Below are 26,613 nucleotides of genomic sequence, written 5' to 3'. Positions count from 1 at the left end.
GGTAATAGGAAGATCATGCGCCGCTGTAAACGCACTGCTCCCTGCACGCGGCAATGCGTCTTTACCAGAAGCCGTTTGGCGCAAGACCGCCGTCCTGCCGCGCGCTCGGTTGCGGCGGTGGAGGTGGTGGCGGCGGCGGAGCCTGATACGGACTTGCGCCAGCGGCAGCCGAGGCATCGGCCGTCGCATTCGCAAAACCTATCATTGAATAGCCGTCGTCGGGCTCTTCATCCGGCTTGAAGGCTTCGAGGATCGTCTTGGTGTCGTCGGCCGAAGCCCTGAGCCCGGTTTTCAGATCGACGCGGACGAACTTGATTCCCGGCGGGACGCGGAACGGCGCCGGAGGCGTATCGACCATCGCGTTCTTGACGAACTCGCCAAAGATCGGCGCCGCGATCAGACCGCCGGTGTTGCCTTTGCCCATCGGCTTCGGCGTGTCGTAGCCGACGTAGACGCCGACCACGAGCGTCGGCGTGTAGCCGATGAACCAGGCGTCTTTTTCCTGGTTCGTCGTACCAGTCTTGCCGGCGATCGGCCGATCGAGAGATTTCAGAACCTGGCCGGTGCCGCGCTGCACGACGCCTTCGAGAATGGACGTTACCTGATAGGCCGTATGCGGGTCGATGGCCTGCGGCCGGTCATCGATTAGCTCGGGCTCCGGCTGATTGGCCCAGCGATCCGCCGTGCAGCCCATGCACTGGCGCTCGTCGTGCCGCCAGATGGTACGGCCGTAGCGATCCTGAATGCGGTCGATGAGCGTCGACTTCACTTCCCTGCCGCCGTTCGCCAGCATGCAGTAGCCGGTCGCCATCCTGAGCAGTGTCGTCTCGCCTGCACCGAGCGACATCGAAAGCACCGGCAGCATGTCGTCGTAAATGCCGAAGCGCTTGGCGTAATCGATGATCAGCGGCATGCCGAGATCTTGCGCCAGCCGCACGGTCATCTGGTTGCGCGAGTGCTCGATGCCGAACCTCAGCGTCTCGGGACCTGTGGCGTCTTTATCGTCGTAGTTCTCAGGCCGCCAGATGTCCTGACCCGGACCCTGATCGATTTCGATAGGCGCGTCGAGAATGATCGACGATGGCTTGTAGCCGTTGTCGATGGCCGCCGCGTAGACGAACGGCTTGAACGACGAGCCCGGCTGCCGCTTCGCCTGGATGACGCGGTCGAACTGGCTGAGGTCATAGGAGAAACCGCCGGCGACCGCGAGCACGCGACCGGTATACGGGTCCATCGCAACGAGACCGCCGCCGACTTCAGGGATCTGCATCAGCGACCACACGCCCTGAATATTGGCCGGATCTTTCGGAGCGACGTAGACGACGTCGCCAGGCTTCAGGATATCGCCCGTCGATTTCGCATCGATCTTTTTCCCGCCCTTCTGGTAGGCGGCCCATTTCATGTCATCGAGCGTGACCTCGACCGCCTCGCGATCCTTGACGAGCGTCGAGTCCTGTTGCCGCGCCGGCTTGAAGCCGATGACCGCTTTCGTTTTCTGGGTTTCCAGAACGACGCCGAGCCGCCACGGCTGGATATCGGCCGGGCTGCGGATCGCGCCGAGCGCTTCGCCCCAGTCACCGGAAATATCGATCTTCGACACCGGCCCGCGCCAGCCGCGTTTGCGGTCGAATTTCACGAGGCCGTCGATCAGCGCGCTTTTCGCAAGCTGCTGCAGATGCGGATCGAGCGTCGTGCGGACCGAAAGGCCGCCGCCATAGAGTTTGTCTTCGCCATAACGCGCAAGCAGCGTCCGCCGCACTTCCTCGGCAAAGAACTCCGCCGTCGAAATATGCGCGCCGACGGGCCGGAGATTGACGGCGAGCGGCTTTTGTTTCGCAGCCGTAGCCTCTTCCGCGGAGACATATCCGTTCTCGGCCATCTCGCCGATGATCCAGTTTCGCCGCTCGGTCGCGCGGGCTTTCTGCCGGAACGGGTGATAGTTGTTCGGGCCTTTGGGAAGCGCCGCAAGGTAGGCCGCTTCCTCGACGTTCAGATCTTTCAGCTCTTTGTTGAAGTAGGTCAGCGCCGCCGCGCCGACGCCGTAGGAGTTCATCCCGAGATAGATCTCGTTGAGATAAAGCTCGAGGATCTTGTCCTTCGAATAGGCGCTCTCGATGCGCACCGCCAGAATGGCTTCCTTGATCTTGCGTTCGATCGACCGCTCGTTGGTCAGCAGGAAGTTTTTGGCAACCTGCTGCGTAATCGTGGACGCACCCTGGGCACGCTTGTTCGAACCGTGCATTTTCGCTTCGACCGCCGCGTAAACGGCGCGAAGGACGCCCTGGAAATCGATGCCGCCATGATCGTAGAAGCGGCGGTCTTCCGCCGACAGAAACGCGCCGATGACGCGCTTCGGAATGGTGTTGATCGGGACGAAGATGCGCCGCTCGCGTGCGAACTCGGCAATCAGAGATCCGTCATGCGCATGAATGCGCGTCATGACCGGCGGCTCGTATTTCGACAGGCTCTCGTAGTCGGGCAGATCGCGCGACGCCTGCCACACCATGAATCCGGCGCCCGCCGATGCGGCAAGGAACAGCAGAACGAACGTTGCGAAGCTGAAGCCGAGAAAACTCAGCAGCAGGCTTTTGCGCCGCTTCTTCCTTCTTCTATTGCCCCCTTGGGGCGGCAGCGTTGGCGCGCGCATCAAATCGCAGATTCCGTCAGTCGATCGCTGGCTTACGTTTTCTGATGTGTGTCAGCGCTGGTTTATTTCTGCGGCGCAGCAAAAACAACCCGTCGCAATCGCACATTAGCGGTGAATGTGGCAGCACGTCGTCAGCCGCTTCCGTCGTTAAGGCTGTGCCGCCGTGCGCTTGCTGAAATAACTTTGGACCGCCGACGCAATCGCTTCCGCCACCTTCGATTGCCAGTCGCCGGTCATCATTTCCTGCTCTTGCATAGTGTTGCTTATGTAACCAAGCTCGACAAGAACGGATGGCGCATGGGGCTGCTTCAAAACCTTGAAGGCCGCCGATTTTCTCGGGATGCGTGACATTGTGATCGCCTGGCCGAGCTTTTTCGACAGCACGTTGGAAAAATCGGCGGAAAAATTCGAGGTTTCGCGCTTCAGGAGGTCGATCAGGATGTTTTTGACCTCTTCCCCGCCCTCGTTGTTGACGGACCCGATACCGGCGATCAGGTCGGACGCGTTTTCCTTATCGGCCATGATCCGCGCCTGCTCGTCGGACGCTTTGTCCGAGAGGGTGTAAACGGTCGCGCCGCGAATTGAATCCGCGATGCTTTTTTCTTCGATTGAATCGGCATGCAGGGAGATGAAAAGGTCGGCATCGTTTTCTGCGGAAAACTTGAGCCGGCGCTCGAGCGAAATGAAAACATCGTCGGTTCGCGTCATCTTGACCTCGTAGCGACGGGTCTTGGCCAATGCCGCCTTGAGTTGCAGAGCAACCGCGAGAACGACCGATTTCTCCGCGACATTGTTGGCTCCGAGCGCCCCCGGATCGATGCCCCCGTGGCCCGGATCGATGACGATGACCGGCTTCGCATGGTTCCTGCGCTGGCGCTCGGCTGTTTCCGGCAAACCCTGATCGGGCACGAGTTCGGAGGCCGTAGCCGCCGCGAGCGACGCGCCCGTTCCCCCGCCAAAAGCGGCGGCATCCATCGGAACCAGAACCACGGCGAGCTTCAGCGCTTTACTTCCCGGAATGCGCGTCATTCCGGCCGATACGATCCCGACCGGCCCCGTAGTGTCGAGCACCACCCGCGCCTTGTTCTGCGCGAAAAGGCCGTAACGGAAAGCCGAGACGACGCCGCGCGCTTGTTTCCCCGCCGCGGCATCGAGGCGGAACGCCATCTCCGGCAGGTCCAGGACGACGCGATACGGGTTAGCCAGCGTATAGACCTGCGCCGTCAGATCCTTGCTGATCGTCAGTTCGAACGTGGTCGACTTGCCGTCGTCCAACAACCTGACGGCTGTGGCCTCGACCGCGCGGCCCTGCCGCGCCTGGGACGGCCCTGCGCCCAAAAAGAGCGCCAGCCCCAGCGCCACGGTCGCGAAAAACCGAGCGTTCCAGAGACGTTCTGAAAACCCCCTCATTCCACGCTTACCCCCGATGCCCCAACGCCGCCCTAGACCCCCCGATCGTTAAGGCTTTGTTTTCAGAGACAATATATATCTTAGCCCAGAAATGAGGGCGTGTCTCCGCTTCGGCTTTATAGCACTTGCCAGTCCGGGATCGACCTCGTAGACTTTCACTATATTCGATGGCGCTGCAGACCCCCGTCTGCGGGATAGATCGGTAAGCGCCCGCGTGATTTGGTCGGCCTGCTGCAGAATTGAATTTCTGCGTTCACAGGTAACCAACCGCGCACGGATCGCACGCTTTGAGCGGGTGCACGGGTATCGGCGTCGCTCAAAAAAATGCGCTTTGGCGTCAAGCCCTTAGGGCAGTGTCCTTATGGCAGCGTCAAGGATGGATGACTTCGAGCCGGTCGCCCCCTGCCGGTTAGTTATGTGCATCACCTGTAACCGGGCGGCCATTCTTTCAACGTGACGCCATAAGCGTCGCAAAACCCATTCCCCGGCTGACGTTCCGCTATTTGGCGCGGAGCCGGGCACTACGCGACGGGCCATGACGCCAACTCGTAGCATTCACAACCGCAGCGGCAGGACGATCGTCCGAACCGTTCGCGCGATTGAAACGGTGAGCCGCACGCGCGCCGCCGGACGTGGAGTGCTGCGCCAATCGCCCTGGCCTTTTCACACTTCCGCACATTCTGCCAACAAAATGCGCCGCCGCACGAACCTCGCAATGACCGCCGCTACTGGCGATCCCGCATGCGAGCCGCTCAGGCGCGCCAAGGAATTCAATCAATGTCAAATACAAAAATGCTTATTGATGCCACGCATCCCGAGGAGACTCGGGTCGTGGTCCAACGCAACGGCCGGGTAGAGGAGTTCGATTTCGAAAGTGCTGCCCGCAAGCTTCTGCGCGGCAACATCTACCTCGCGAAAGTGACACGCGTTGAGCCGTCGCTGCAGGCGGCCTTCGTGGATTACGGCGGCAATCGCCACGGCTTTCTCGCGTTCAACGAAGTCCATCCCGACTATTATCAGATCCCGGTCGCCGATCGTCAGGCTCTGCTTGACGAGGAAGCCGCTGCGGAAGCCGAACTGGAAGCCGCTGCCGACCGTCGCGCCGAAGCGCTGGCGCGCCGCAATGTGCGGTCTCACTCAGACTCCGATACCGGCCCGGAATCGCCCGGCGATGATTTCGGCGACATTTCCCCCGCCGACACGTCGCTTGAGGTGTCCCATATCGTCGATGTCGAGGAAGACGAGCACATCGAGGAGATCGGTGGCGACGAAGAAAGCGAGACGTCCGTAAAGGTCGTCGCGTCGGCCGTTCGCCGCTCGGTCGAAGACGTTCGCATCGAGCCTGCACCTGAAGAGACCGCCGAATTCAGCGCGCCGGAAGAAAACGAAACCGCTGCATCGGACCAAGGCGAAGAACCGCCGATGGCCGCGAGCGAAGTCGCTCGAGACGACGAAGCCGCGCCTTCGGTCCTCGCGAACGATGAGGAACAGCCGGAGCACGAGTTCTCCGACCAGCCGTCGGTCGAGGACGATTACGCCGGACATCAGGACGCGCTGAACGACAACGGTTCTGTCGAGCACGAACATCACGACGAAGGCTCGCAGCCGGAATTCCGCGAGGGACCGCGCTCGCGCCAGCGTCGCCGCCCGCGCAGCTACAAGATCCAGGAAGTCATCAAGCGCCGCCAGATCATCCTAGTGCAGGTCGTCAAGGAAGAACGCGGCAACAAGGGCGCGGCTCTCACGACGTATCTGTCGCTCGCCGGCCGCTACACCGTTCTGATGCCGAATACCGCTCGCGGTGGTGGCATCTCGCGCAAGATCACCAATCCGCAGGATCGCCGCCGTCTGAAATCCATCGCCCAGGAACTCGAGGTTCCGGAGGGCATGGGCCTCATCATCCGCACGGCCGGCGCCGCGCGGACGAAGCAGGAGATCAAGCGCGATTTCGAATATCTGCTGCGCCTTTGGGAAAGCGTCCGCGATCTCACGCTGCAGTCGACGGCGCCAAGCCTCGTCTACGAGGAAGGCGACCTGATCAAGCGCTCGATCCGCGATCTTTATAACAAGGACGTCGAGGAAATCGTCGTCGCGGGCGACGCCGGGCATCAGGAAGCCGCCGACTTCATGAAGATGCTGATGCCGAGCCACGCGAAGAACGTCGTGGCTTATCGCGAGCCGACGCCGCTGTTTACGCGCTACGGCGTCGAGCGCCAGCTCAACGCGATGTTCCAGCCGCAGGTGACCTTGCGCTCCGGTGGCTACATCGTCATCAACCAGACGGAAGCTCTCGTCGCGATCGACGTCAACTCCGGAAAATCGACGCGCGAATTCTCGATCGAGGAAACCGCGCTCGCGACGAACCTCGAAGCCGCCGACGAAATCGCCCGGCAGTTGAAGCTTCGCGACCTCGCGGGCCTCATCGTCATCGACTTCATCGACATGGAGGAGAAGCGCAACAATCGCGCGGTGGAACGCCGCCTGAAAGACGCGCTTCGCTTCGATCGCGCACGCATCCAGCTTGGCCGCATTTCGCATTTCGGCCTGATGGAAATGTCGCGCCAGCGTCTCAGAACCGGCGTGCTCGAAGGTTCGACCTCGCAATGCGCGCATTGCCAGGGCACCGGCATCATCCGCTCGACCGAAAGCATCGCGCTCGCAGTGCTGCGCGGCATCGAGGATGCGATCACGGCCGGCGCCAATGGCCCGCTCGTCGCGACCACCACGTCCGCGGTTGCGCTCTATATCCTGAACAGCAAGCGCGCCTACGTCGCCGACATGGAAGTCCGGCACGGCTACTCCGTGACGGTGCTCGGCAGTGACCGCGTCCAGGGTGCGAACTTCACCGTCGAACGCAGCGCCGCATCGGCTCTTCCGATACGCCGGACCGAACGCGCCGCCGTCAACATGGACTGGGGCTTCGACGCTGAAGGCGACGCGCCCTCCTACGCGCCGTCCGACATGGATTCCGCGAACGAGGCCGGAGACGCTGACGAGGACGTCATCGATCGCGAGACGCGCAACGGCAGCCGCGATGGTGAGGAAAACGGCCAGCGTCGCAGCCGCCGCCGCAGACGCCGCGGCAGAGGCGGACGCGACCGCGGCGACGATCGTGGCGAGGAGTACTCGTTGGAGCAGCGTGAGGACGACTCCGAACGCGATCAGCCCGCAACGGACGACGCGCATTCCGACTTCGATGAGCCGACAGCTGATATCGAAGGTCTCGGCGACCAGCCGTCCGTCGATGATGGCGCGCACGCCGAAGCATCGAACGGACAAGGTTCCGACGAAAAACCCAACAAGCGCCGCAGACGCGGACGCCGTGGCGGCCGTCGCGGACGTGAACGCGGACGCGATGCAGCGTCCGACGCAACTGCGTCCGACACCGACCAGCCGGATCTCGACGACGAAGGCTCTGACGAGGCCGTCGAAGTCGTTGAAGTTGTCGAAGCAGCGGAGCAGAACGAGCCTGCCGAGACCGGCGCACCGGATCGCGCCAAAGCGCCCTCTTCCGGCCGGCGTCCGCGCCGGGTTTGGGACGTGCCGTCCGCCGCCAATGGCGCCGACGACGCTGCACCTGAACCTGCAGAGGTCGACCAATCGCCAGAGCCTGCACCCGTCGTCCTCGCGCCTGAGCCCGCCCCGCAGCCGATCGCAGCCGAAGTAGAAGTCGCGTCGGAACCGGTCGCAGCCCCGGCTGCCCCGGCTCGCCGTCGGCATGAAATCGGGTCAAGCGAACCGCGCATCGAACGCGTCGTCGTCGGTCCAGGCGAAAAAGCCGCCGAGGCAGATGCCGCCGCAGCCGCGGTCCCTCAGCGCAAAGGCTGGTGGCAGCGGAAATTCAGCAGCGAGTAAATCTACGCGCGTCTGAAACAGAAAAAGGTCGCCGTACGAATATGTGCGGCGGCCTTTTGCGCACATAGCGGCGGTCGCGCCTGGGAAAGTGCCATCCTCGCGCCCTATTATGATGTCTGATCATATCCGCCGAGGCCGCGAGTTTGACCGGGCCGGACTTGCTGAATATCTGTAGCGTCACGGTGTCTCGAGACACACATCGAGGTTGAGGCACAGCGATATGCGCGCGACGAGCAACTCAATTTTCAAAGCCCCATTCGCGTGCCGTTTCGTGCTGGCGCTTTGCGTGCTCGCGACCGGAATTGCGCTTGGTGCGCCGCGCGCCCGCGCTCAGGGTCTGCCGTTGATCCGCGACGCCGAGATCGAAGCACTGCTCCAGGATTATGCGAAGCCAATATTCCAGGCGGCCGGATTCGGCGGCGGCCGTGTCACCGTCAGGATCGTGAACAACGACGCCTTCAACGCTTTCGTGCTCGATGGCGCCAACGTCTTCGTTCACACCGGCACGCTAGTGCAGGCGAAAACGCCGAACGAAGTCATCGGAGTCATTGCGCACGAAAGCGGCCATATCGCCGGTGGCCATATGGCGGCGCTCCGCGCGCGCATCGCCAAGGACCAGACACGCATGCTGCTGACGCAGGTGCTCGGCCTCGGCGCAATGGTCGCGGGCGGAGTATCCGGCGGCAGCACCGGACGCGAGACCATGCAGGGTGGTCAGGCGATCCTGCAGGGCGGCGGCAACATCATCATGAAGGGTCTTCTTGCCGAGCGCCGGTCGCAGGAATCGGCGGCGGATCAGGCTGGCCTGAAGTATCTCACCGCGACCAAGCAATCCGGACGCGGCATGCTCGATACTTTCGAGCGCTTCAAGCAGCAGGAATATCTCTCGTCCGATATGCAGGACCCATTCATCCGGTCCCATCCGCTCTCTGTCGATCGACTGGCGCGACTGAACCAACTCGTCACCGCCAGTCCGTATGTGGACCAGAAAGATCCTCCGTCGCTGCAGCTTCGCCACGACCTGATGCGCGCCAAGCTTTCGGGTTATCTCGAAACGCCTGTCGCCGTGTTCAATCGCTACCCTGAGAGCGACAAATCGTTGCCGGCGCGATACGCCCGCGCCATTGCAACATTCTTCCGAGGTGGCCCCGGCGCGCTCGAAAGTTCGACCAAGCAGATCGACGGCTTGATCGCGGAAAACCCGGACTATCCATACTTCTACGAGCTGAAGGCCGACGTCCTCATGCGCGCTGGCAAGAAGTCCAGCGCCGTTCCGCTCTTGCAGCAAGCCTTGAAACTGGCGCCTTCGAGCCCATTGATAGAGGTCGAACTCGCCAACGCGCTGCAAGGCAACAACGACGGCGGCAGTTCCAAGCAATCGATCGAGCTTTTGCGCCGGTCGCTGATTACGGACCAGAACGGGAGGGCCTACCGCCTGCTCGCCAACGCCTACTATAAACTCGGCAAAGGCCCTGAAGCCGACGCGATGACGGCTCAGGCGTACTTTTACGAAGGCGACGTCAAACAGGCGCAAATCTTTGCGAAACGCGCGCAGCCCCGCCTGCGCGCCGGATCGCCCGAATGGTTGAAGAACGACGACATCATCAACTACAAACCTGAGACATGAGCCGTCCCAGTCCAATGAGCGAGACAATATTCATGACCGTAAAGAACTTCGCCCGAAACATCGCCGGTTCGGCATCGACAGGGCACAAGGCCGCCGTTGTGATGTCCGTGATCGCCGCGGCGCTGGCGCTGCCCTACGCGGCAGGCCATCTCGACAGGATCGTCACGCCTCGCGCACACGCGGAAACGGTCGCCCCGACCGCCGGTGGTTCGGCTTTCTCTGACGAACAGAAGAAGGCGCTCGGCGAAATCATCAAGGATTATCTGGTCAAGAATCCCGAGATCATGATCGACGTGCAGACCGCACTCGATGAAAAGATGCAGAAGGACCAGGACGCCAAGCTCAAGTCCTTCATGGCCGAGAATGCGAAGTCGATCTTCCGCAGCCCTGGCAGCTCCGTCGCCGGAGACGTCAACGGCGACATCACCGTCGTCGAGTTCTTCGACTACAACTGCGGCTACTGCAAACGCGGCCTCCCGGAAGTCCAGAAGCTGATCCAGGACGACAAGAAGGTTCGCGTCGTCTTCAAGGAACTGCCGATCCTGTCGAAGGGCTCGGAGGAAGCGGCGCGCGTCGCGCTCGCGATGAAGCGTCAGGGCAAATACTGGGAATTCCATCAGGCGATGCTGGCCGCGAAGGGCCACGCCGACGAAGCCTCCGCCCTCAAGATCGCCGCGTCCCTCGGCGCCGACGTCGCCAAGGTCAAAGCCGATATGGCGAGCGACGACGTCAAAAACGAACTGCGCGACGACGTGCTTCTCGCCAAGAACATGGGCATCAACGGCACCCCGCACTTTCTGGTCGGCGACAAGTCGATCCCGGGCGCTCCGGACGACTTGCATGACCAGCTTGAAGCCCTCGTCACCGGCTTCCGCAAAGAGGGCTGCCCGATCTGCTGATCGGCCGCCGCCGGAGCCTAAAGCCAGCCCCGGCACGCAAATTTGTTAATCTTTCGGGCCCCGGACCTGCGGGGCCCGAGGCATGCTTTGCGCTCGCCGGGAAAACTGGTAGACCCTTGGCTCCGCAAATGGCTTGGGCACCGCCCGGCGCTTGAGCAATCCCTAAATGACCACTCGTATCTACGTCCTGAACGGCCCCAACCTCAATTTGCTCGGCGTCCGTGAGCCGGCGATCTACGGCAGCGAAACGCTCGAAGATCTCCGCGCACGCACCGGGAAGGCCGCCGCCGCGCACGGACTGGAGATCGATTTTCGCCAGTCGAATATCGAAGGCGAGCTGGTGAATTGGGTGCAGGAGGCGCGCGGCAAGGCCAAAGGCATCATTATCAATGCCGGAGCCTATACGCACACCTCGGTTGCCATTCTCGACGCCCTCCAGGCGGCCGAGCTGCCGGTGATCGAAGTCCACCTTTCGAATATCTTCCGCCGCGACCAGTTTCGTCAGCACTCTTACGTTTCCCTTGCGGCAACGGGCGTCATCTGCGGCCTGGGCGGCAAGGGTTACGAACTTGCGATTGAAGCCATGGCGAACATATTGGCGACCCGCAAGGCGTGACGATCGCGTATAGACGTAGGCTATAAGTCGGACGCAAACGGATAAACCTCGAGGACAGAGGACTGATGACCGCAAAAGACCAAGGCCCCAAGAGCGCGAGCGCCGAAAGTCAGCTGATCCGTGAGCTTGCCGAGCTCTTGAACGATACGGGCCTGACCGAGATCGAGATCGAGAAGAGCGGCCTCAAGATCCGCGTCGCGAAGAAAATCTCGATCAACGCGGTCCCCGCTGCCGCTTACGCCGCGCCGGCTCCCGTAGCCGCGCCGGCCGCCGAAGCACCGAAGCCGACGACAGCGCCCGGCGATCTCTCGAAGCACCCCGGCGCCGTCAAATCGCCGATGGTCGGCACCGCTTACCGTTCGCCCGAACCCGGCGCGCCGATGTTCTGCGAAGTCGGCAGCAAGGTGAACCAGGGCGACACGCTTCTCATCATCGAAGCGATGAAAACGATGAACCAGATCCCCGCGCCGCGCTCCGGCACCGTCAAGGCGATCCTCGTCGAAAACGCGCAGCCCGTCGAATACGGCGAACCCCTGTTCATCATTGAATGAAGCGCTGCGCGTGCACGGCACGGGCAAGGACGCTGGAGAACCAATGTTCGATAAAGTCTTGATCGCAAACCGAGGGGAAATCGCCTTACGCATTCAGCGCGCGTGCCGGGAACTCGGCATAGCGACGGTCGCGGTTCATTCCACCGCCGACGCCGATGCGATGCACGTCCGCCTTGCCGATGAAAGCGTCTGCATCGGTCCCCCGCCCGCCCGCGACAGCTATCTGAACATTCCGGCGCTCGTCACGGCATGCGAGATCACCGGCGCCGACGCCGTGCACCCGGGTTACGGCTTCCTGTCGGAAAACGCGCGCTTCGCGGAAATCCTTGAAGAACACAAGATCACGTTCATCGGCCCGACGTCCGAACACATCCGGATCATGGGCGACAAGATCGAAGCCAAGGAAACGGCCAAGCGGCTCGGCATTCCGGTCGTTCCGGGCTCCAACGGCGCCGTCACCAGCGAAACCGAAGCGATGAAAGTCGCCAAGGACATGGGCTTCCCTGTCCTGATCAAGGCAGCAGCCGGCGGCGGCGGACGCGGCATGAAGGTCGCGACATCGGCCGCCGATCTGGGCACGGCGCTCGCAACCGCGCGCTCTGAAGCCAAGGCTGCGTTCAACGACGACGCCGTCTACATCGAAAAGTATCTCCAGAAGCCGCGCCACATCGAGATTCAGGTTTTCGGCGACGGCAAGGGCAACGCCGTCCACCTCGGCGAGCGCGATTGCTCGCTGCAGCGCCGCCATCAGAAGGTGCTCGAAGAAAGCCCGTCGCCCGCCCTCAACGCAGCGCAGCGCCAGAAAATCGGCAACACCGTCGCCGACGCGATGCGCAAGCTCAAGTATCGCGGTGCCGGTACGGTCGAATTCCTGTTCGAGGACGGCGAGTTCTATTTCATCGAGATGAACACGCGCCTGCAGGTCGAGCATCCGGTGACCGAGATGGTGACGGGCGCCGATCTCGTGCTCGAGCAGATCCGCGTCGCAGCTGGCCTGCCGCTGAGCTTCACGCAGGACGACATCGAACTCAAAGGCCATGCCATCGAATGCCGGATCTGCGCCGAAAATCCTCGCGATTTTCGCCCCTCTCCCGGCCAGATCACCTACTGGCATCCGCCCGGCGGCCTCGGCGTCCGGGTCGATAGCGGCGTCTATCAGGGCTATCGCATCCCGCCATACTACGACAGCCTCATCGGCAAGCTCATCATCTACGGCAAAACGCGAAACGATTGCCTGATGCGCTTGCGGCGCGCATTATCCGAATTCGTGATCGATGGCATTGAAACGACGATCCCGTTGTTCCAGGATCTCGTCAGAGACCCCGACATCGCCGATGGCGTCTACGATATTCATTGGCTCGAAAAACATTTGGGGATGAAGTAGAGTTTGCCTCTGCGCGACTTGTTCCGCGCGCGCTTGAGAGTTCGCTTGGCAAGTACCGGCATGGCGTCGCGTGACGATCCAATGTTCGAGATTACGCCTCAGGTCCTCCTGAAGGCCTACAGCTGTGGCATTTTCCCGATGGCAGAGAGTGCGGATGACCCCGCGCTCTACTGGATCGAACCACAGCAGCGCGGTGTTCTACCGCTCGATAACTTCCACGTTCCCCGCCGGCTTCTGCGCACCGTCCGCACGACGCCGCTGCAAGTGAAAGTCGACAACGACTACGAACGCGTCATCGACGGATGCGCCGCGCCACGCGCCGGACGCATGTCGACCTGGATCAACTCCCGCATCCGTGGGCTCTATCGCGAGCTGTTCGATCTCGGCGCTTGTCATACGGTCGAAGTCTGGCATGGCGACCAGATCGTCGGCGGTCTTTATGGCGTGGCGCTCAAAAGCGCGTTCTTCGGCGAAAGCATGTTTTCGACCGAGCGCGACGCTTCCAAGATCGCGCTGGTTCACCTGACCGCGCGGTTGATCAAGGGCGGCTTCACGCTCCTCGATACGCAGTTCGTGACCGAGCATCTCCGCCAGTTCGGCACCATCGAGCTGGATCGCGGCCTGTTCCAGGCGCAGCTTGAGCGCGCGCTGGAAAAAGACGCCGACTTCTTCGCGTTGCCTCGCGATGCGACCGGCGCCGATGTTGCCGCTGTCATTTCTCAGGAACACTAAACAAGCCCTAGCCCAAGATCGCTCCCGGCGCGCGCGAGGATTGCTTTCCCGTCGCGACATCGATGAACGTCCGCTCGGCACGCGTGAAATAGCGCTCCTTATGACGAAGCGCGAAGAACTTGCGTGCCGGGAGAGGAACATCGAGGGCAACGAGTGTTTTCGCTTTGAGCGGCGCGGCCACAACCAGACGCGAAAGGATTGTGATACCGCTGCCCGCGACGACCGCACCTCGAACGGCCTCGTTCGAGGGAAGCTCGAGCGCGATATCGAGGGATTTAGGATCGATGCCGAGTTTCGCGACATCCGCTTCCAGAATGGCACGCGTTCCCGAGCCCGCTTCGCGCACGACCCAGCGCGCCTGCGCGATCTGAGAGAGCGCGCGCAACGGCTGTTTCGCCAACGGATTATTCGGAGCCACGACCAGAACCATGTCGTCGTCGGCAACCGGCGTCACCGACAGCACAGGATTATCGATCTCACCTTCAATAAATCCGAGATCGGCTACGCCGTCTTCGACATCGGCAGCGACCGTTTCCGTATTTCCGATCTTGAGCGCTATCGAAATACCGGGAAAGAGCGACTGGTAGCGATGGATGATCTCCGGCAGCCAGTAGTTCCCGGCGGTCTGACTTGCGCCGATCCTCAGCGACCCGCGCTCCAGTCCCGCAAGATCGGCGAGCACTTTCTCCGCCGCAGCGGCGCGCGCCAGCACCGACTTCGCCTCGACGAGAAATAGCTTTCCGGCCTGGGTCAATACGATGCGACGGCCGATGCGGTCGAAAAGCTTGGTCGCATAGCGAGCCTCAAGCGCCGACACCGCGGCGCTTGTTGCAGATTGCGTGAGGTTCAGCTCCTTCGCCGCCTGGGTGACATGCTCGCGCTCGGCAACGGCAACAAAGATACGAAGCTGCTCCAGCGTCATGCAGTATCTCTCGGACGGTTCAGCTCATCGTTTTGATGAGGCTCAAGCTGAATGTTGCCACGAAAAGAAAGGCAGCAAACCCTAAAATCAAGGGGCGAATGCCTTTTGCCCTGAGCTTGGCAACATCCGTTTCCAGTCCCATCGCCGCAAGCGCCATCGACATCAGAAACGTCGTCACGAGAACAATCGCCGCCTTCGCCGCAGCTGGGATGGTGACGACGCTATTGAGCCCGACGAGCGCGATGAAGCCCAGCACAAACCAGGGCATCGGAGCTTTTGCGGACGAGCCCGCGCGATCACTAGACTTCATGTTCCGCGCGGCGAGAATGCCGAGCACGATGACCACCGGCGCCAGCATGGCCACACGCGTGAGCTTGGCAATAGCTGCCGCATCGCCCGCCTGCTGCCCATCCTGATAGGCCGCCGCCATCACCTGCGCAATCTCGTGGATCGAGGCGCCCGCCCACAATCCATAAGCGTGAGCATCGAGATGCAGAAGCCCCGGCAGCAACGGGTACACGAACATCGCAATCGACCCGAACACCGTAACGCACGCCACTGCATAAGCGACATCCTCGTCATGTGCTTCGGTGACGGTGTTGGTCGCGATCACCGCCGACGCCCCGCATATCGACGTGCCGGCCGCAATCAGCTGCGAAAGCTTGCGATCGACGCCAATCATTCGTCCGAGCCAGGTCGTGAATACGAATGTACAGACCAACGTCGCCACGAGAACCAACATGCCAGATGCGCCGACCTCCACGACTTGTGCGGCCGTCAATTGCAGACCGAGCAGAATGATCGCGAACCGCAACACGCGGCGCACGCAGAACGTGACGCCGGCTTTGGCGAACCTCGGTGTGCCAATCGAATTATGAAGGACGATCCCAAGCAGGATCGACAGGATCATCGGGCTGAAGATCGCCACGCCTGGAAGGCCTCGGAGGCCAAACGACAGCGCCGCGATAACTGCCGTCAGCAAAAGCCCGGGCCAGATTTCAACCAGGTCCCAGCTGCCGCCAGACGGCCGAACGACGCCGGTTTGTGCCGCGATCCGAGGGTTGGTATCCATCTTGAAGCGCCCTTCCAATGAAGCGCCTCCAAGATGACGGAATCAGACCAATCGATCCAATTCATAATACGTGTCGTATCGTTCTATAAAAACGAACGATTAAACGGGTCATCATCGATCGCTGTCCGAAGAGTTCCGAACATGCAGACCATTGAAACCGAACGCCTGATCCTCAGACCCTTCAAGGAGGGAGATGCAGCAGACCTGTTCGCCTATCTGCGCGCGCCGACCGCCTCCTGCTTTTTCTCGCTCAAACTCGCAGATCTGGCTGAGGCGGAAACCGAGGTTAGGAAACGTGCTCTCGACGAGGGGCGCTTGGCGATTTGCCTTAAAACGACTGGCCGGGTCATCGGCGATCTGTTCGGCGGCGGAGAGGATGACGAAGACAAGACGACCTCCGTCGGCTGGAATCTCAATCCGCAATTCGGTGGCCAAGGATATGCGTTCGAAGCCGCAAAGGCCTTCGTCGACCATCTTTTCCGGGTCAAGGGCTTCCGCCGGCTCTACGCCTATGTCGAGGACCATAACAAGTCCTCGCAACGCCTTTGCGAAAAGCTGGGAATGCGCCGGGAAGGCGTGTTCGTCGAATTCGTATCGTTCGCCAACGACGATGCAGGCAATCCGATCTACGAAAACACCATGCAATATGCCCTGCTGCGCCGCGAGTGGGCGGCCCAACGACCACTGGCGCCATCGGCGCGGGGTTAGCCGATGGGAACGTAGCGGGCGGGAGATTGGCCGAAGATGTTGTGATGCCAGCACTAAGCTGCACGGTCGGAAACCGGCCCTTACGCTTCTGGGCGCGAACGTCGACGGCGATGACCCCAGCCTCGATTACCGCTGCATGATCTGCAAAGCCGCATCGAGCAACTTCGCCGTCACGTCATCACTGCGCGATCGTGCGCCTTCGATACCGGACCGCGCTCTTTGGATGAAATCGATCCTCTCGCCATCAGTCGCGGCGTCCACCTCGGCGAACCCGCCCACCGACATTTTCATCGTCATCGACACGAACGGGGTGCTCTCGTCGAGCGTCATATTCCCGCTGCGGATTTGATCGTTGACCCAATCGCGCATCTCTTGGCGGGTCATGCTCCCGAAGTCCGTTTGCTGAACGCGATCCCTCTGCTTGCCGTTATCCGCTTGAGCTGAGGCCATTGCGGCTGAGAACGGCACAGCCAAACCATCCCCCGCTCGATCATCGAGGCGAAGGCGAGCGTACGCGTTGGTAATTCCTGGGAGGTCCACTTTCATCGAAATCGCTTCTCCGGACGGTACGCGTCCATCATGCGACATAGTTATGGCACGTGGCTGACGCTTGCAACGCGTCTCGGGAGTCCGCGTCACATCGCGCTCAGCAACAGAAACTCGCTCAGGATTGAATCGAGGGCCCGGGCAGCCGCCGTGTCACTCCCACTCGATGGTGCCGGGGGGCTTGGACGTCACGTCGTAGACGACGCGATTGACGCCGCGAACCTCGTTGATGATGCGCGTTGCGACGCGACCGAGGAACGCCATGTCGAAATGGAAGAAGTCGGCGGTCATGCCATCGACCGACGTCACGGCACGCAAGCCGAGGACGTGATCGTAGGTCCGCCCGTCGCCCATGACGCCGACGGTGCGCACCGGAAGCAGAACGGCGAACGCCTGCCAGATCGCGTCATAGAGGCCCGCCTTGCGGATCTCATCGAGATAGACCGCATCGGCCTGGCGTAGAATATCGAGCTTCTCGCGCGTGATCTCACCCGGAATACGGATGGCGAGACCGGGGCCCGGAAACGGATGACGCCCGACGAATGCTTCGGGCAATCCAAGCTCACGGCCGAGCGCGCGAACCTCGTCCTTGAAGAGTTCGCGCAGCGGCTCGACGAGCTTCATGTGCATGCGCTCGGGCAGGCCGCCGACGTTATGGTGCGATTTGATCGTCACCGACGGACCACCGGTGAACGACACGCTCTCGATGACGTCCGGATAAAGCGTGCCTTGCGCCAAGAAATCCGCGCCGCCGATTTTCTTGGCCTCGGCCTCAAAGACGTCGATGAAATGCTTGCCGATCGTCTTACGCTTCGTCTCGGGATCGGAAACGCCGTCAAGCGCAGTCAGGAATTGCTCCGACGCATCCACGTGGACGAGCGGAATGTTGTAGTGATCGCGGAACAGACCGACGACCTCGTCCGCTTCGCCGAGCCGCATCAGACCGTGATCGACGAACACGCAGGTCAGCTGATCGCCGATGGCTTCGTGTATGAGCACGGCCGCGACAGCGCTATCGACGCCGCCCGACAGACCGCAAATCACACGCCCGTTACCGACCTGCGCCCGCACCTTGTCGATCATCGAGCGGCGATAAGCGGCCATCGTCCAGTCGGACTTCAGACCCGCGATCTTATGGACGAAATTCGAAATCAGCTTCGCGCCATCCGGCGTGTGCACGACCTCGGGGTGAAACTGCACGGCATAGAAATGCCGCGCCTCGTCCGCGACCGCCGCATACGGCGCGTTCTCGCTCGTCGCGATCACCGCGAAGCCATCGGGCAGACGCGTGACGCGATCGCCGTGGCTCATCCAAACTTGGTGTTTCGTTCCCGGCGACCAGAAGCCGTCGAACAGCGGGCTCGGCGTGTCGATCGACAGAAACGCCCGCCCGAACTCGCGATGATGTCCCGCCTCGACCTTGCCGCCGAGCTGCTCCGCCATCGTCTGCTGCCCGTAGCAGATGCCGAGCACCGGCACGCCTGCCGCGAACACCGCCTCCGGCGCGCGCGGCGACCCGCCCTCCGTCACCGACGCCGGTCCGCCGGATAGAATGACGGCCTTCGGCTTGAGCTTGGCGAACGCTTCGGCTGCGTTCTGAAAGGGATGAATTTCCGAGTAGACGCCACCCTCGCGCACGCGTCGCGCGATGAGCTGCGTAACCTGGCTGCCAAAATCGATGATGAGAACGCTGTCGGTCAAAGTTCGCGAGGCCCTTTATTTCAGGCCATCCCCTACGCGAATACGCGCGGCGCCGCAACGGCCGCAAAAGCAGCACCCACACCCCGAAACCGCTGGTAGCCGCAGCCGAACTTCGCCCGCCCGCCGGTCAGTTCAACCGCCAGATCACGAAATTCAGCGCCGCCGCAAACGTGACCCAAGCGAGATACGGTAAATAAAGGTAGCTCGCCCGCCGCTCGACGCCCCACGCCGCCACGATGAACGCCAATATCGTCACCCAAAGCTGCGCCATACACGCCATCGCCATCTGAGGATCGTGGCGCCCGAACATCAGGTACGACCAGAAGCCGTTGAAGAACAGCCCGACACCCCAGATGAGGATAACAGGAGACCACCCGACGGCCTGCCAGACCAGCCATCCCGCAACCGCGATCAAGGCGTAAAGAATGGTCCAGGCGATCGGAAACACCCAGTTGGGCGGCGTCCAGTCCGGCTTGTTGAGAGATGCGTACCACTCTCCCGGCAGGAAGTGCGTACCCGACCACGCGGTGGCAACCACCAGCGCCGCGAAAACCAAAAACGATAGGAACTTCGTCAAAATCTTACACTCTATCTGCTCGTCGGCTAAAGAAGCCGCCCCCGTCTGAAGCTGGAAGGCACCCTATTTCATGCTGCTGGTCAAGACTCGCCTTGCGCCGAGCCCCATCGCCGGAATTGGTCTGTTCGCTGACGAGGACATCAAAAAGGGCACTGTGACCTGGCGCTTCATGGCCGCCTACGACCGGCTCCTGAGCGGGGCCGACATCTCCAATCTGCCCGAACCGGCGCGGACGAACATTCTCGACCACGCCTATCTCGACGCGGCGAGCGGCTTGTTCGTTCTTTGCGCGGACAATGCCCGGTTCATGAATCATGCCGACGATCCGAACACCGCGGGCGTGCATGATGCCGGGTCGATCGAGGGCTACGACGTCGCCACGCGCGACATCGCGGCCGGCGAAGAACTGACCTGCGATTACCGGACGTTCGACGCCCACGTCGGCGTGAAACTCGGCATCCCCGGCTAGGACGCTGTCCGTTAGCCGCCCGGAACGGTGGACGCCCCCGGCGACGATTTACGGCTCGCACGTCGCCGCTTGACGCCCAGCGCCCTTAGAACCTGCGCCCCCATGATGCGTCGCTGAAGGTAGGGCGAGAAATACCCTTCATAGCGCTGCCAGAGTTCCACCCGACGCCAGTCCTCACCCGAGACCTGAACCCGACAATGAGGCGATCCGCACGAGCACGTGAACTCGTCATAAGGCGAGCCGTCGCTCATCGCGTAGTCGTAGGTAATTTCTTCGCCAGCGCCGATGTCACGCATCGCCACTAGCGCGATCTGCCCGGAAAGCCCCGCGTTCGGACTGCAGCTGTGGTTCACGTAATCCGGCGGCTCGCAGTCGGACAGCGAGACGAGATACTGGTTCTCTTCGACCTGCAGCGAATAGCGCCGCACCGTCGGCGGCATGCCGTTCAGCTCTTCGCCCGTGACGAGAGTACCGCTCCACACGACGATCAGTTCGCCCTTGGCGATAGCTTCCCGCGCGACGACCGTATGGCCGCCTCGGTTCGGGATCGGATGAACGTCGCATTTCGGAGAGAGGAAGGAGTGTGCCCTACCGCTCATTCATTGACCTCAATTGGCCGCAACGAGCGGGGTACGCCATTGGCGCTCGAAATAAAGCATGGCCGGTATCCCTCGGTTTGCCGACAGCCTGACGGCAAACGTCGCATCACATAGTTTCGCTTCGTGCGATGTCAACGGCGAAACCTAGGCAAACGCGTGCTCAAATACTGCTCACTTTTTGTTTCTGCAAATTCTGTTCGGCGATGAAAGCGCCGGAAAATTTGAACGTCGGCGCACGTGCGATGTTCCCCGTCTCGCGACTGACCTCGCGAGACGTCTCAAACACCATCCACAGAAACTTCGCTTAAGCGGAGCGTGCCAGCACGGCGATGAAGAAGCCGTCCGTTCCATGACGGCCGGGCGAAAGCAGGAGCGTGTCGGAGCGGCCGTCCGCCGAGACCGGAACTTCGCCAGCCAGGCCCGCTGCGGCCCAGGCGTCCGCGGTCGGCACGATCCGAAAATCGCGATGCGCATCAAGGAAGGCCGCGACCTGCTCGACATTCTCCTCAGGCAAAATCGAGCACGTGACATAAACGATCTGCCCGCCCGGTTTCACAAGCGACGCAGCCCGCGCCAGCACCGAACGCTGCTCGGCCTGACGCGCTGCGAGCGCTTCCGGCTTCAACCGCCACTTGGCATCAGGACGCCTGCGCCACGTTCCCGTTCCGGTGCACGGCGCGTCCGCTAAAACGACGTCGAACCGCGGACCCAGCGCCGCCAGTGCCGTCTCGTCGCCCGCTCTCAGAACTTGCACGTTGCGTACGTTCGCACGTTTGATGCGATCGAAGATCGGCTTCAGCTGGTTGCGATCCGCATCATAGGCGTAGAGCTGCCCGGTGTTCTGCATCAGCGCCGCGAGCGCGAGCGTTTTGCCGCCGGCCCCGGCGCAGAGGTCGAGCACTTGCTTCCTTGGACCCGCTCCCGACAAGAGCGCCGCGATCTGCGAGCCCTCGTCCTGGATCTCGAACCATCCCGCTTGGAAAGCCGCCTCGGCCTGCAGGTTCGGCGTCCGCTGCGCCCCAGACGGAGGCGGCACACGAATGCCGATGGGTGAGACTGGGCACGGCGCCGCGCCGAACGGCAGCAGCGCCTTCAGAACCTTTTCCTGCGTCGACTTCAGGGTGTTGACGCGCAGATCGGCTGGCGCACGCCGCGCCATCGCCTCGCCTTCGGCGACAGCGTTGCCACCGAACTGCGCCGAGAACGACGGCCAAAGCCATTCCGGGATGTCGGCACGCGCAGCGTCCGGAGCCTCCGCCATATCGCGCGTCAGACCGGCACGCTCGGCGTCCGACAAAGGCGGCGGCGAATGTTCCGCGCCATCGCAGGCCGCGATGACGGCCTCGGCCGAAATCCCGAGCGCCTGCGGCGCGGCCCCAATCGCAAGCGCGCGAGGACCGTCGTCACCCAGCGCCCAGGCCAGTGAAGCGCGGCGGCGAAGGGCGTCGTAAACGAGCCCTCCGATGGCGTTGCGGTCTCCCGAACCGGCAAAGCGATGCGCCTTGCCCCAGTCGGTCAATGCCATGGCGACGGGCTGGTAACGATTGAGGATCGCCTCCAGAACCTCGATCGCCGCAGCGATGCGGGCTCCAGGTCTCATATGATTTCCTTTTAGGCGCCGGTCAGGATTCTGACGGCGAAGATCACCCACATCGCCAGCAATACGATCAGGCCGCCGCCGTAGATACGGCCGCGCAGAAGCACGTTATTGCCGGTCGTGTGAACGTAGGCATGCATAAGGCGCAGGACGACGAAGATCCACGCCAGAACCAGCAGCAGAAAGTCGCCAACCCTGGTGATGAGAATGAACGCGATCAGCGCGTAGAACAGCACCGGCAGTTCGAACTGGTTCTTGAACGCATTGCCGTACTGCGTGACTTTCTTCGGCCAACCTTGTTCGCCGAGCGCGATGTCCTCAGGCTTCACTTCGCCGCTTCGGAAACTCGAAACACGGCCGATCGCCGTTCTGATCAGCAACGCAAACGTCAGCGCGACCTGAACGAACACCGGCAGTAGAAAATCCGTGACCGTCATCGATGCCTCCGCCGAAGATTGCCGGGAACGATACCCTTAGACGCCCGAGCCCGGATAGTTCGGGCTTTCGCGCGTGATGAGCACGCCATGCGCGTGACTCTCGCGAATGCCCGCAGGCGAGATGCGCACGAACTTCGCACGCTTCTGGAATTCGGGGATCGTCTTCGCGCCGAGGTAACCCATGCCCGCGCGCAATCCGCCGACGAGCTGATGCACGACCGAATCCATCGGCCCCTTGTAAGGAACCTGTCCCTCGATTCCCTCGGGCACGAGCTTCAGCGTATCGCGGACTTCCGCCTGGAAGTAGCGATCGGCCGAGCCGCGCGCCATTGCGCCGACCGAACCCATGCCGCGGTACGACTTGTAGCTCCGTCCCTGATAGAGATAGGTCTCGCCCGGCGCCTCATCGGTACCCGCCAGCAGTGAGCCGATCATCGCGCACGACGCGCCTGCCGCGATCGCCTTCGCGATGTCGCCGGAAAAGCGGATGCCGCCGTCAGCGATGATGGGAACGCCCGCGCGCGAGGCTTCCTTCGAGCATTCCATCACCGCCGTGAGCTGCGGAACGCCGACGCCGGCGACGATCCGCGTCGTGCAGATCGAGCCCGGCCCGATGCCGACTTTGACCGCATCCGCACCGGCATCGATCAATGCCTTGGTCGCATCGGCCGTCGCGACGTTGCCGGCGATGACCTGCGCACTGTTCGACTGCTTTTTGATGCGCGTGACGGCGTCGATGACTTTCGCCGAATGTCCATGCGCCGTATCGACGACGATCACGTCGCAACCGGCATCGATCAGTCGTTCGGTGCGCTCGTAACCGTCCTCTCCGACCGTTGTCGCAGCCGCGACACGAAGCCGGCCGTGCGCGTCCTTCGATGCGTGCGGATACTTCGCCGCCTTCTCGATATCCTTGACCGTGATGAGACCGATGCAGTTGTTGTGCTCGTCGACGACGATCAGCTTCTCGATCCGGTTCTGATGCAGCAGGCGCTTGGCCTCGTCCTGCGAGACGTTACGCTTGACCGTCACCAGATTTGTCTTCGTCATCAGCTCGGAAACCGGCTGATCGACGCGAACGGCGAACCGAACGTCGCGGTTCGTCAGAATGCCGACGAGCTTGCCCTTTCCGGCGCTGCCATCCGGACCTTCGCTCGAACTCTCGACGACCGGAACTCCGGTGACGCCATTGTCGGCCATCAGCTTCAGCGCTTCGCCCAGAGTCTTCCTCGGCGAGATGGTAACCGGATTAAGAACGATGCCGCTCTCATAGCGTTTGACCAACGCGACGTGCCGCGCCTGATCCTCGATCGTCAGATTGCGATGCAGAACACCGATGCCGCCGGCCTGCGCCATGGCGATCGCGAGGCGCGCCTCGGTGACGGTGTCCATTGCCGAGGACAGCAGTGGAATGCTGAGCCGCACGGATTTCGTGAGCTGGGTCGAGACATCCGTCTGTCCGGGCATGACGTCGGATGGACCGGGAACGAGCAGAACGTCGTCAAAGGTAAGCGCGATCCCCGAATCGAGCGAAAGGCTCGAAGTCATGCGGACTTCTCCAATTTTTGGGGGGCGACACGTCCAGGCCCCCTGGGGCGGAACATTGTCGCGCGGTCTATAGCACCAAGGTTTCAAGCTTGGAAGCGTCTATACCGCGTCAAATAGTAATGCGGCCAATGGATTGGGGCCACCGTCACATGGCTGTCGTCGAAATTTGCGAGTTTTCTCGCACGGGGTGAAAGCCCCCATGAGTTTCTTCTTGGATTAGATATGGTTGGCGCGAGAGCTATGATCGGCCTGCCCCTGGCTGGAGCCGGGTTCGCCGTTCTCTGCGCATCTTTTATTGCGATCGACCCATTTCCTGCGACGCAACCGTCGCGCGGAGATCGCCAGCATCCGGTGGCGGCGCTCGCATGGTCCGAGAGCAATTGCGAGTCGCACTTGGCGATCCGGCACGGCACGCCCAGGCTTCAGATGGAAGACCTGCTCGAACTCTCGGCCGACTTCGACGAGATGGCACGCACGCAGGGTCACGACATCGCTTGCGCAAAGGCTGTTACGCTCGCAGCATCTGTCGCCGTGCCCGCGACAATGACGATGAACGATCAGGTCGCCCTGGCGCGGTCGTCTCAGTCGCCCTGAGAACCGCGAAAGCCCGTCGCCAGAACGTAAAGCTCGGAACTTTCCTGGCGGCTCGCGGGCGGCTTCACATGGCGGACGACCTTGAAGTCACGCTTCAACATATCGAGCAGATCGCGCTCGGTTCCGCCTTGGAACACCTTGCATAGGAAAACGCCGCCGGGCTCCAGCACATCCGCCGCGAACGCCGCCGCCGCTTCGGCGAGTCCCATGATCCGGAGATGATCCGTCTTCGCGTGCCCGACGGTCGGAGCCGCCATGTCCGACAGCACGACATCCGCCTTCCCGCCGCGCAGCCGCGACTTCAGCAGATCTTCCGCATTCGGGTCCGTGAAATCCATTTCGATGATATCGACGCCGGGGATCGGCTCGAAGCTCAAGTAGTCGATCGCGACGACCTGACCTTTGCCGCCGACCGACTTGACGCTTTCCGCCGCGACCTGCGACCAGCCGCCAGGCGCGGCCCCAAGATCGATGACGCGCTGTCCGGGTTTCAGGAAATTGTAGCGCGCGTCGATCTCACGAAGTTTGTACGCCGCGCGCGATCTCAGCCCTTCGCGCTTCGACGCGGCAACATAAGGATCGTTCAGTTGCCGTTCGAGCCAGCGCGCTGACGACACCGAACGCTTGCGCGCGGTCTTGACCGCCGTATGCAATTGCCGTTGCCCGCCGCTGAGGCTTTGCCGGCCCTTGCCTCCGCCACTCTTATTGTTCGTCATGGGTTGGGCCTGTTTCCTGATCGTCGCGAGCGGCCACGACGGCGACGGCCCGTGCGCCAGACGCCATCCTCCATCATGAGACGCATCAAAATGCCTTCGCGCAATCCGCGATCGGCGACCCGAAGGCGCTCGGCCGGCCAAAGCTTCAGAATGGCATCGAGAATGGCGCAGCCGGCAAGCACGAGGTCGGCACGCTCCCGCCCGATGCAGGGTTCGAGAATACGATCCTCGTAGCTCAGATTGAGCAGCCGCGACGTGACATCGTTGATCTGCTCAGTGTTGAGCCAGATACCGTCGACGCGTTTGCGATCGTAGCGTTCGAGATCGAGCAGCACGCCCGCAATCGTCGTCACCGTGCCGGACGTGCCGAGAAAATGCACCTTCCGCCCCGCGACGCGTTCGCAAAAGCGATGCATCGCCTCGAACGGCGCGAGCAGCTCGGTCACCGCATTGGACATCGCGGCGAAGCTGTCGGGCGTCACGGTCCGCCCGTCGAACCGTTCAGCAAGCGTCACCACGCCGACGGGAAGCGACTCCCAAGCCACGATGGCATCGTCGATATCGTAACGCCCGGTCAGCACGTCGCGGCGCGAACCGAACCGCGTCATGTCGAGCCAAATGATTTCCGACGAACCACCGCCGATGTCGAACACCAGCACGAACTCGGCCTCGGGATCGATCAGCGTTGCACATCCCGCCACCGCGAGCCGCGCTTCCATCTCCGAGGTCAGAACTTCGATCTCGAGGCCGAAATTGTCCCGCACGTTCGCAACGAACGACTGCCCGTTCTCGGCGACGCGACAGGCTTGCGTCGCAACCATGCGCGCACGTCCCACGCGGTGCCGCTGCAGCTTTCCCGCGCACACTTTCAACGCTTCCATCGTCCGGCTCATCGCCTGATCGGAGAGCCGCCCGGACAGGCTGACGCCTTCCCCAAGCCGAATGATTCGCGAGAACGCATCGACGACGCGAAATCCTCTGCGCGACGGACGCGCGAGCAGCAGGCGGCAGTTGTTGGTCCCGAGGTCGAGCGCACCGTAGATCGGATCGGCAAGATCGCCGGAGCTGCTCCCAGCGCGCGCGCTAGAATCGCGGCGTGCGGTGACGTCCGGAACTGCGGCTCGCTGCGCGGAATTTTGCTGATTTGCTGAGGCGGGCGTCGCGCTTCCGCTCCCGCCATGTCCGATGAATTCATCGGATTTCGACAGACGCTCGGCACCAGGTGGCGCGCCAGGGCCTGGGTGATCTGGTTTCAAATTGTCTCTCCAGGACCTGGCATCACGACGGCTGACATGCTGCCGCCGCGCTCTTCAGGCCAATCATCTGGACCTCTGTTGGCGAGAGTGTAGCAGGTCACGACCGTGCGTAAAGCGCGGAGCGGCGATGCGCCGGATGAACGCCGATTT

At 62.1% G+C, this 26,613-nt stretch carries 23 protein-coding genes; 10 read left to right on the top strand and 13 right to left on the bottom strand.

Annotation, left to right across the window (positions count from 1 at the left end; genetic code table 11):
- Window positions 1-61: 61 nt before the first annotated feature.
- The gene (locus HDEN_RS04140) at window positions 62-2,647 is read right to left on the bottom strand and encodes a penicillin-binding protein 1A (protein ID WP_013214876.1); all 2,586 of its coding nucleotides are present in this window, start codon (window positions 2,645-2,647) and stop codon (window positions 62-64) included.
- Window positions 2,648-2,794: 147 nt separating this feature from the next.
- Entirely contained in the window at window positions 2,795-4,057 is a 1,263-nt protein-coding gene (locus HDEN_RS04135; RefSeq protein ID WP_013214875.1) for an N-acetylmuramoyl-L-alanine amidase, read from the bottom strand.
- 777 nt (window positions 4,058-4,834) lie between these two features.
- On the opposite strand from HDEN_RS04135, the gene HDEN_RS04130 reads away from it, so the two are divergent.
- The 7 genes from HDEN_RS04130 to aat all read left to right on the top strand — a co-directional run bounded on the left by HDEN_RS04130 (window position 4,835) and on the right by aat (window position 13,721).
- Window positions 4,835-7,912: an Rne/Rng family ribonuclease gene (locus HDEN_RS04130; RefSeq protein WP_013214874.1), complete on the top strand. Its 3,078-nt coding sequence runs from the start codon at window positions 4,835-4,837 to the stop codon at window positions 7,910-7,912.
- A gap of 220 nt (window positions 7,913-8,132) precedes the next feature.
- Entirely contained in the window at window positions 8,133-9,539 is a 1,407-nt protein-coding gene (locus HDEN_RS04125; RefSeq protein WP_013214873.1) for a M48 family metalloprotease, read from the top strand.
- 32 nt (window positions 9,540-9,571) lie between these two features.
- Window positions 9,572-10,438 (top strand): DsbA family protein, encoded by an 867-nt coding sequence (locus HDEN_RS04120; RefSeq protein ID WP_041921540.1) that lies wholly within the window; start codon window positions 9,572-9,574, stop codon window positions 10,436-10,438.
- A gap of 166 nt (window positions 10,439-10,604) precedes the next feature.
- Window positions 10,605-11,054 (top strand): type II 3-dehydroquinate dehydratase, encoded by a 450-nt coding sequence (aroQ, locus tag HDEN_RS04115; RefSeq protein ID WP_013214871.1) that lies wholly within the window; start codon window positions 10,605-10,607, stop codon window positions 11,052-11,054.
- Window positions 11,055-11,119: 65 nt separating this feature from the next.
- A complete protein-coding gene (gene accB, locus HDEN_RS04110; RefSeq protein WP_013214870.1) occupies window positions 11,120-11,605 on the top strand; it encodes an acetyl-CoA carboxylase biotin carboxyl carrier protein in 486 nt (161 codons plus the stop codon).
- A gap of 43 nt (window positions 11,606-11,648) precedes the next feature.
- On the top strand, window positions 11,649-12,989 hold the full coding sequence (accC, locus tag HDEN_RS04105) for an acetyl-CoA carboxylase biotin carboxylase subunit (RefSeq protein ID WP_013214869.1): 1,341 nt from the start codon (window positions 11,649-11,651) through the stop codon (window positions 12,987-12,989).
- Window positions 12,990-13,049: 60 nt separating this feature from the next.
- The gene (aat, locus tag HDEN_RS04100; protein ID WP_041921539.1) at window positions 13,050-13,721 is read left to right on the top strand and encodes a leucyl/phenylalanyl-tRNA--protein transferase; all 672 of its coding nucleotides are present in this window, start codon (window positions 13,050-13,052) and stop codon (window positions 13,719-13,721) included.
- Between the two features lie 7 nt (window positions 13,722-13,728).
- Here aat and HDEN_RS04095 read toward each other — a convergent pair whose 3' ends face one another.
- Together HDEN_RS04095 and HDEN_RS04090 are read right to left on the bottom strand one after the other, a co-directional pair.
- A complete protein-coding gene (locus HDEN_RS04095) occupies window positions 13,729-14,643 on the bottom strand; it encodes a LysR family transcriptional regulator (protein ID WP_013214867.1) in 915 nt (304 codons plus the stop codon).
- 19 nt (window positions 14,644-14,662) lie between these two features.
- Window positions 14,663-15,715 (bottom strand): YeiH family protein, encoded by a 1,053-nt coding sequence (locus HDEN_RS04090; RefSeq protein WP_081446222.1) that lies wholly within the window; start codon window positions 15,713-15,715, stop codon window positions 14,663-14,665.
- A 141-nt stretch (window positions 15,716-15,856) separates the two neighbouring features.
- Here HDEN_RS04090 and HDEN_RS04085 point away from each other — a divergent pair, with 141 nt between their 5' ends.
- Window positions 15,857-16,423 (top strand): GNAT family N-acetyltransferase, encoded by a 567-nt coding sequence (locus tag HDEN_RS04085; protein WP_013214865.1) that lies wholly within the window; start codon window positions 15,857-15,859, stop codon window positions 16,421-16,423.
- Between the two features lie 126 nt (window positions 16,424-16,549).
- Here HDEN_RS04085 and HDEN_RS18110 read toward each other — a convergent pair whose 3' ends face one another.
- The 3 genes from HDEN_RS18110 to HDEN_RS04070 all read right to left on the bottom strand — a co-directional run bounded on the left by HDEN_RS18110 (window position 16,550) and on the right by HDEN_RS04070 (window position 19,247).
- Window positions 16,550-16,753: a hypothetical protein gene (locus HDEN_RS18110; protein ID WP_150103187.1), complete on the bottom strand. Its 204-nt coding sequence runs from the start codon at window positions 16,751-16,753 to the stop codon at window positions 16,550-16,552.
- A 369-nt stretch (window positions 16,754-17,122) separates the two neighbouring features.
- On the bottom strand, window positions 17,123-18,670 hold the full coding sequence (gene guaA, locus HDEN_RS04075; protein ID WP_013214863.1) for a glutamine-hydrolyzing GMP synthase: 1,548 nt from the start codon (window positions 18,668-18,670) through the stop codon (window positions 17,123-17,125).
- A gap of 127 nt (window positions 18,671-18,797) precedes the next feature.
- Window positions 18,798-19,247, bottom strand: coding sequence for a TspO/MBR family protein (locus tag HDEN_RS04070; protein WP_013214862.1), 450 nt, complete (start codon window positions 19,245-19,247; stop codon window positions 18,798-18,800).
- Window positions 19,248-19,317: 70 nt separating this feature from the next.
- On the opposite strand from HDEN_RS04070, the gene HDEN_RS04065 reads away from it, so the two are divergent.
- A complete protein-coding gene (locus HDEN_RS04065; RefSeq protein WP_013214861.1) occupies window positions 19,318-19,716 on the top strand; it encodes an SET domain-containing protein in 399 nt (132 codons plus the stop codon).
- Window positions 19,717-19,727: 11 nt separating this feature from the next.
- On the opposite strand, the gene HDEN_RS04060 is transcribed toward HDEN_RS04065, so the two are convergent.
- The 4 genes from HDEN_RS04060 to guaB form a co-directional block, all read right to left on the bottom strand.
- Complete coding sequence (locus tag HDEN_RS04060) at window positions 19,728-20,315, bottom strand: SET domain-containing protein (RefSeq protein WP_013214860.1); 588 nt, start codon at window positions 20,313-20,315, stop codon at window positions 19,728-19,730.
- 304 nt (window positions 20,316-20,619) lie between these two features.
- Window positions 20,620-21,915 carry an RsmB/NOP family class I SAM-dependent RNA methyltransferase gene (locus HDEN_RS04055; protein WP_013214859.1) on the bottom strand — a complete coding sequence of 432 codons (1,296 nt, stop codon included), beginning with the start codon at window positions 21,913-21,915 and terminating at the stop codon, window positions 20,620-20,622.
- 11 nt (window positions 21,916-21,926) lie between these two features.
- Entirely contained in the window at window positions 21,927-22,349 is a 423-nt protein-coding gene (locus HDEN_RS04050) for an MAPEG family protein (RefSeq protein WP_013214858.1), read from the bottom strand.
- A 36-nt stretch (window positions 22,350-22,385) separates the two neighbouring features.
- Complete coding sequence (gene guaB, locus HDEN_RS04045; protein WP_013214857.1) at window positions 22,386-23,897, bottom strand: IMP dehydrogenase; 1,512 nt, start codon at window positions 23,895-23,897, stop codon at window positions 22,386-22,388.
- 240 nt (window positions 23,898-24,137) lie between these two features.
- On the opposite strand from guaB, the gene HDEN_RS04040 reads away from it, so the two are divergent.
- On the top strand, window positions 24,138-24,491 hold the full coding sequence (locus HDEN_RS04040) for a hypothetical protein (protein WP_245256723.1): 354 nt from the start codon (window positions 24,138-24,140) through the stop codon (window positions 24,489-24,491).
- Here HDEN_RS04040 and HDEN_RS04035 read toward each other — a convergent pair.
- Together HDEN_RS04035 and HDEN_RS04030 are read right to left on the bottom strand one after the other, a co-directional pair.
- On the bottom strand, window positions 24,479-25,207 hold the full coding sequence (locus HDEN_RS04035) for an RlmE family RNA methyltransferase (protein ID WP_013214855.1): 729 nt from the start codon (window positions 25,205-25,207) through the stop codon (window positions 24,479-24,481). The genes HDEN_RS04040 and HDEN_RS04035 overlap by 13 nt on opposite strands.
- Window positions 25,204-26,463, bottom strand: coding sequence for a Ppx/GppA phosphatase family protein (locus HDEN_RS04030; RefSeq protein ID WP_013214854.1), 1,260 nt, complete (start codon window positions 26,461-26,463; stop codon window positions 25,204-25,206). The genes HDEN_RS04035 and HDEN_RS04030 overlap by 4 nt, the downstream gene beginning before the upstream one ends.
- Window positions 26,464-26,613: the final 150 nt, after the last annotated feature.

The organism is Hyphomicrobium denitrificans ATCC 51888 (assembly GCF_000143145.1).
In the GTDB taxonomy this organism is placed as follows: Bacteria; Pseudomonadota; Alphaproteobacteria; order Rhizobiales; family Hyphomicrobiaceae; genus Hyphomicrobium_B; species Hyphomicrobium_B denitrificans.
Note: the sequence above shows the minus strand (reverse complement) of the source record. Positions and strands in the feature narration are given on the sequence as shown.

Coding starts and splice junctions, on each gene's coding strand:
- HDEN_RS04140 (WP_013214876.1), bottom strand. CDS start 2,647: ATGCGCGCGCCAACGCTGCCGCCCCAAGGGGGCAATAGAAGAAGGAAG.
- HDEN_RS04135 (WP_013214875.1), bottom strand. CDS start 4,057: ATGAGGGGGTTTTCAGAACGTCTCTGGAACGCTCGGTTTTTCGCGACC.
- HDEN_RS04130 (WP_013214874.1), top strand. CDS start 4,835: ATGTCAAATACAAAAATGCTTATTGATGCCACGCATCCCGAGGAGACT.
- HDEN_RS04125 (WP_013214873.1), top strand. CDS start 8,133: ATGCGCGCGACGAGCAACTCAATTTTCAAAGCCCCATTCGCGTGCCGT.
- HDEN_RS04120 (WP_041921540.1), top strand. CDS start 9,572: ATGACCGTAAAGAACTTCGCCCGAAACATCGCCGGTTCGGCATCGACA.
- aroQ (WP_013214871.1), top strand. CDS start 10,605: ATGACCACTCGTATCTACGTCCTGAACGGCCCCAACCTCAATTTGCTC.
- accB (WP_013214870.1), top strand. CDS start 11,120: ATGACCGCAAAAGACCAAGGCCCCAAGAGCGCGAGCGCCGAAAGTCAG.
- accC (WP_013214869.1), top strand. CDS start 11,649: ATGTTCGATAAAGTCTTGATCGCAAACCGAGGGGAAATCGCCTTACGC.
- aat (WP_041921539.1), top strand. CDS start 13,050: ATGGCGTCGCGTGACGATCCAATGTTCGAGATTACGCCTCAGGTCCTC.
- HDEN_RS04095 (WP_013214867.1), bottom strand. CDS start 14,643: ATGACGCTGGAGCAGCTTCGTATCTTTGTTGCCGTTGCCGAGCGCGAG.
- HDEN_RS04090 (WP_081446222.1), bottom strand. CDS start 15,715: ATGGATACCAACCCTCGGATCGCGGCACAAACCGGCGTCGTTCGGCCG.
- HDEN_RS04085 (WP_013214865.1), top strand. CDS start 15,857: ATGCAGACCATTGAAACCGAACGCCTGATCCTCAGACCCTTCAAGGAG.
- HDEN_RS18110 (WP_150103187.1), bottom strand. CDS start 16,753: ATGACGCTCGACGAGAGCACCCCGTTCGTGTCGATGACGATGAAAATG.
- HDEN_RS04065 (WP_013214861.1), top strand. CDS start 19,318: ATGCTGCTGGTCAAGACTCGCCTTGCGCCGAGCCCCATCGCCGGAATT.
- HDEN_RS04060 (WP_013214860.1), bottom strand. CDS start 20,315: ATGAGCGGTAGGGCACACTCCTTCCTCTCTCCGAAATGCGACGTTCAT.
- HDEN_RS04055 (WP_013214859.1), bottom strand. CDS start 21,915: ATGAGACCTGGAGCCCGCATCGCTGCGGCGATCGAGGTTCTGGAGGCG.
- HDEN_RS04050 (WP_013214858.1), bottom strand. CDS start 22,349: ATGACGGTCACGGATTTTCTACTGCCGGTGTTCGTTCAGGTCGCGCTG.
- guaB (WP_013214857.1), bottom strand. CDS start 23,897: ATGACTTCGAGCCTTTCGCTCGATTCGGGGATCGCGCTTACCTTTGAC.
- HDEN_RS04040 (WP_245256723.1), top strand. CDS start 24,138: ATGATCGGCCTGCCCCTGGCTGGAGCCGGGTTCGCCGTTCTCTGCGCA.
- HDEN_RS04035 (WP_013214855.1), bottom strand. CDS start 25,207: ATGACGAACAATAAGAGTGGCGGAGGCAAGGGCCGGCAAAGCCTCAGC.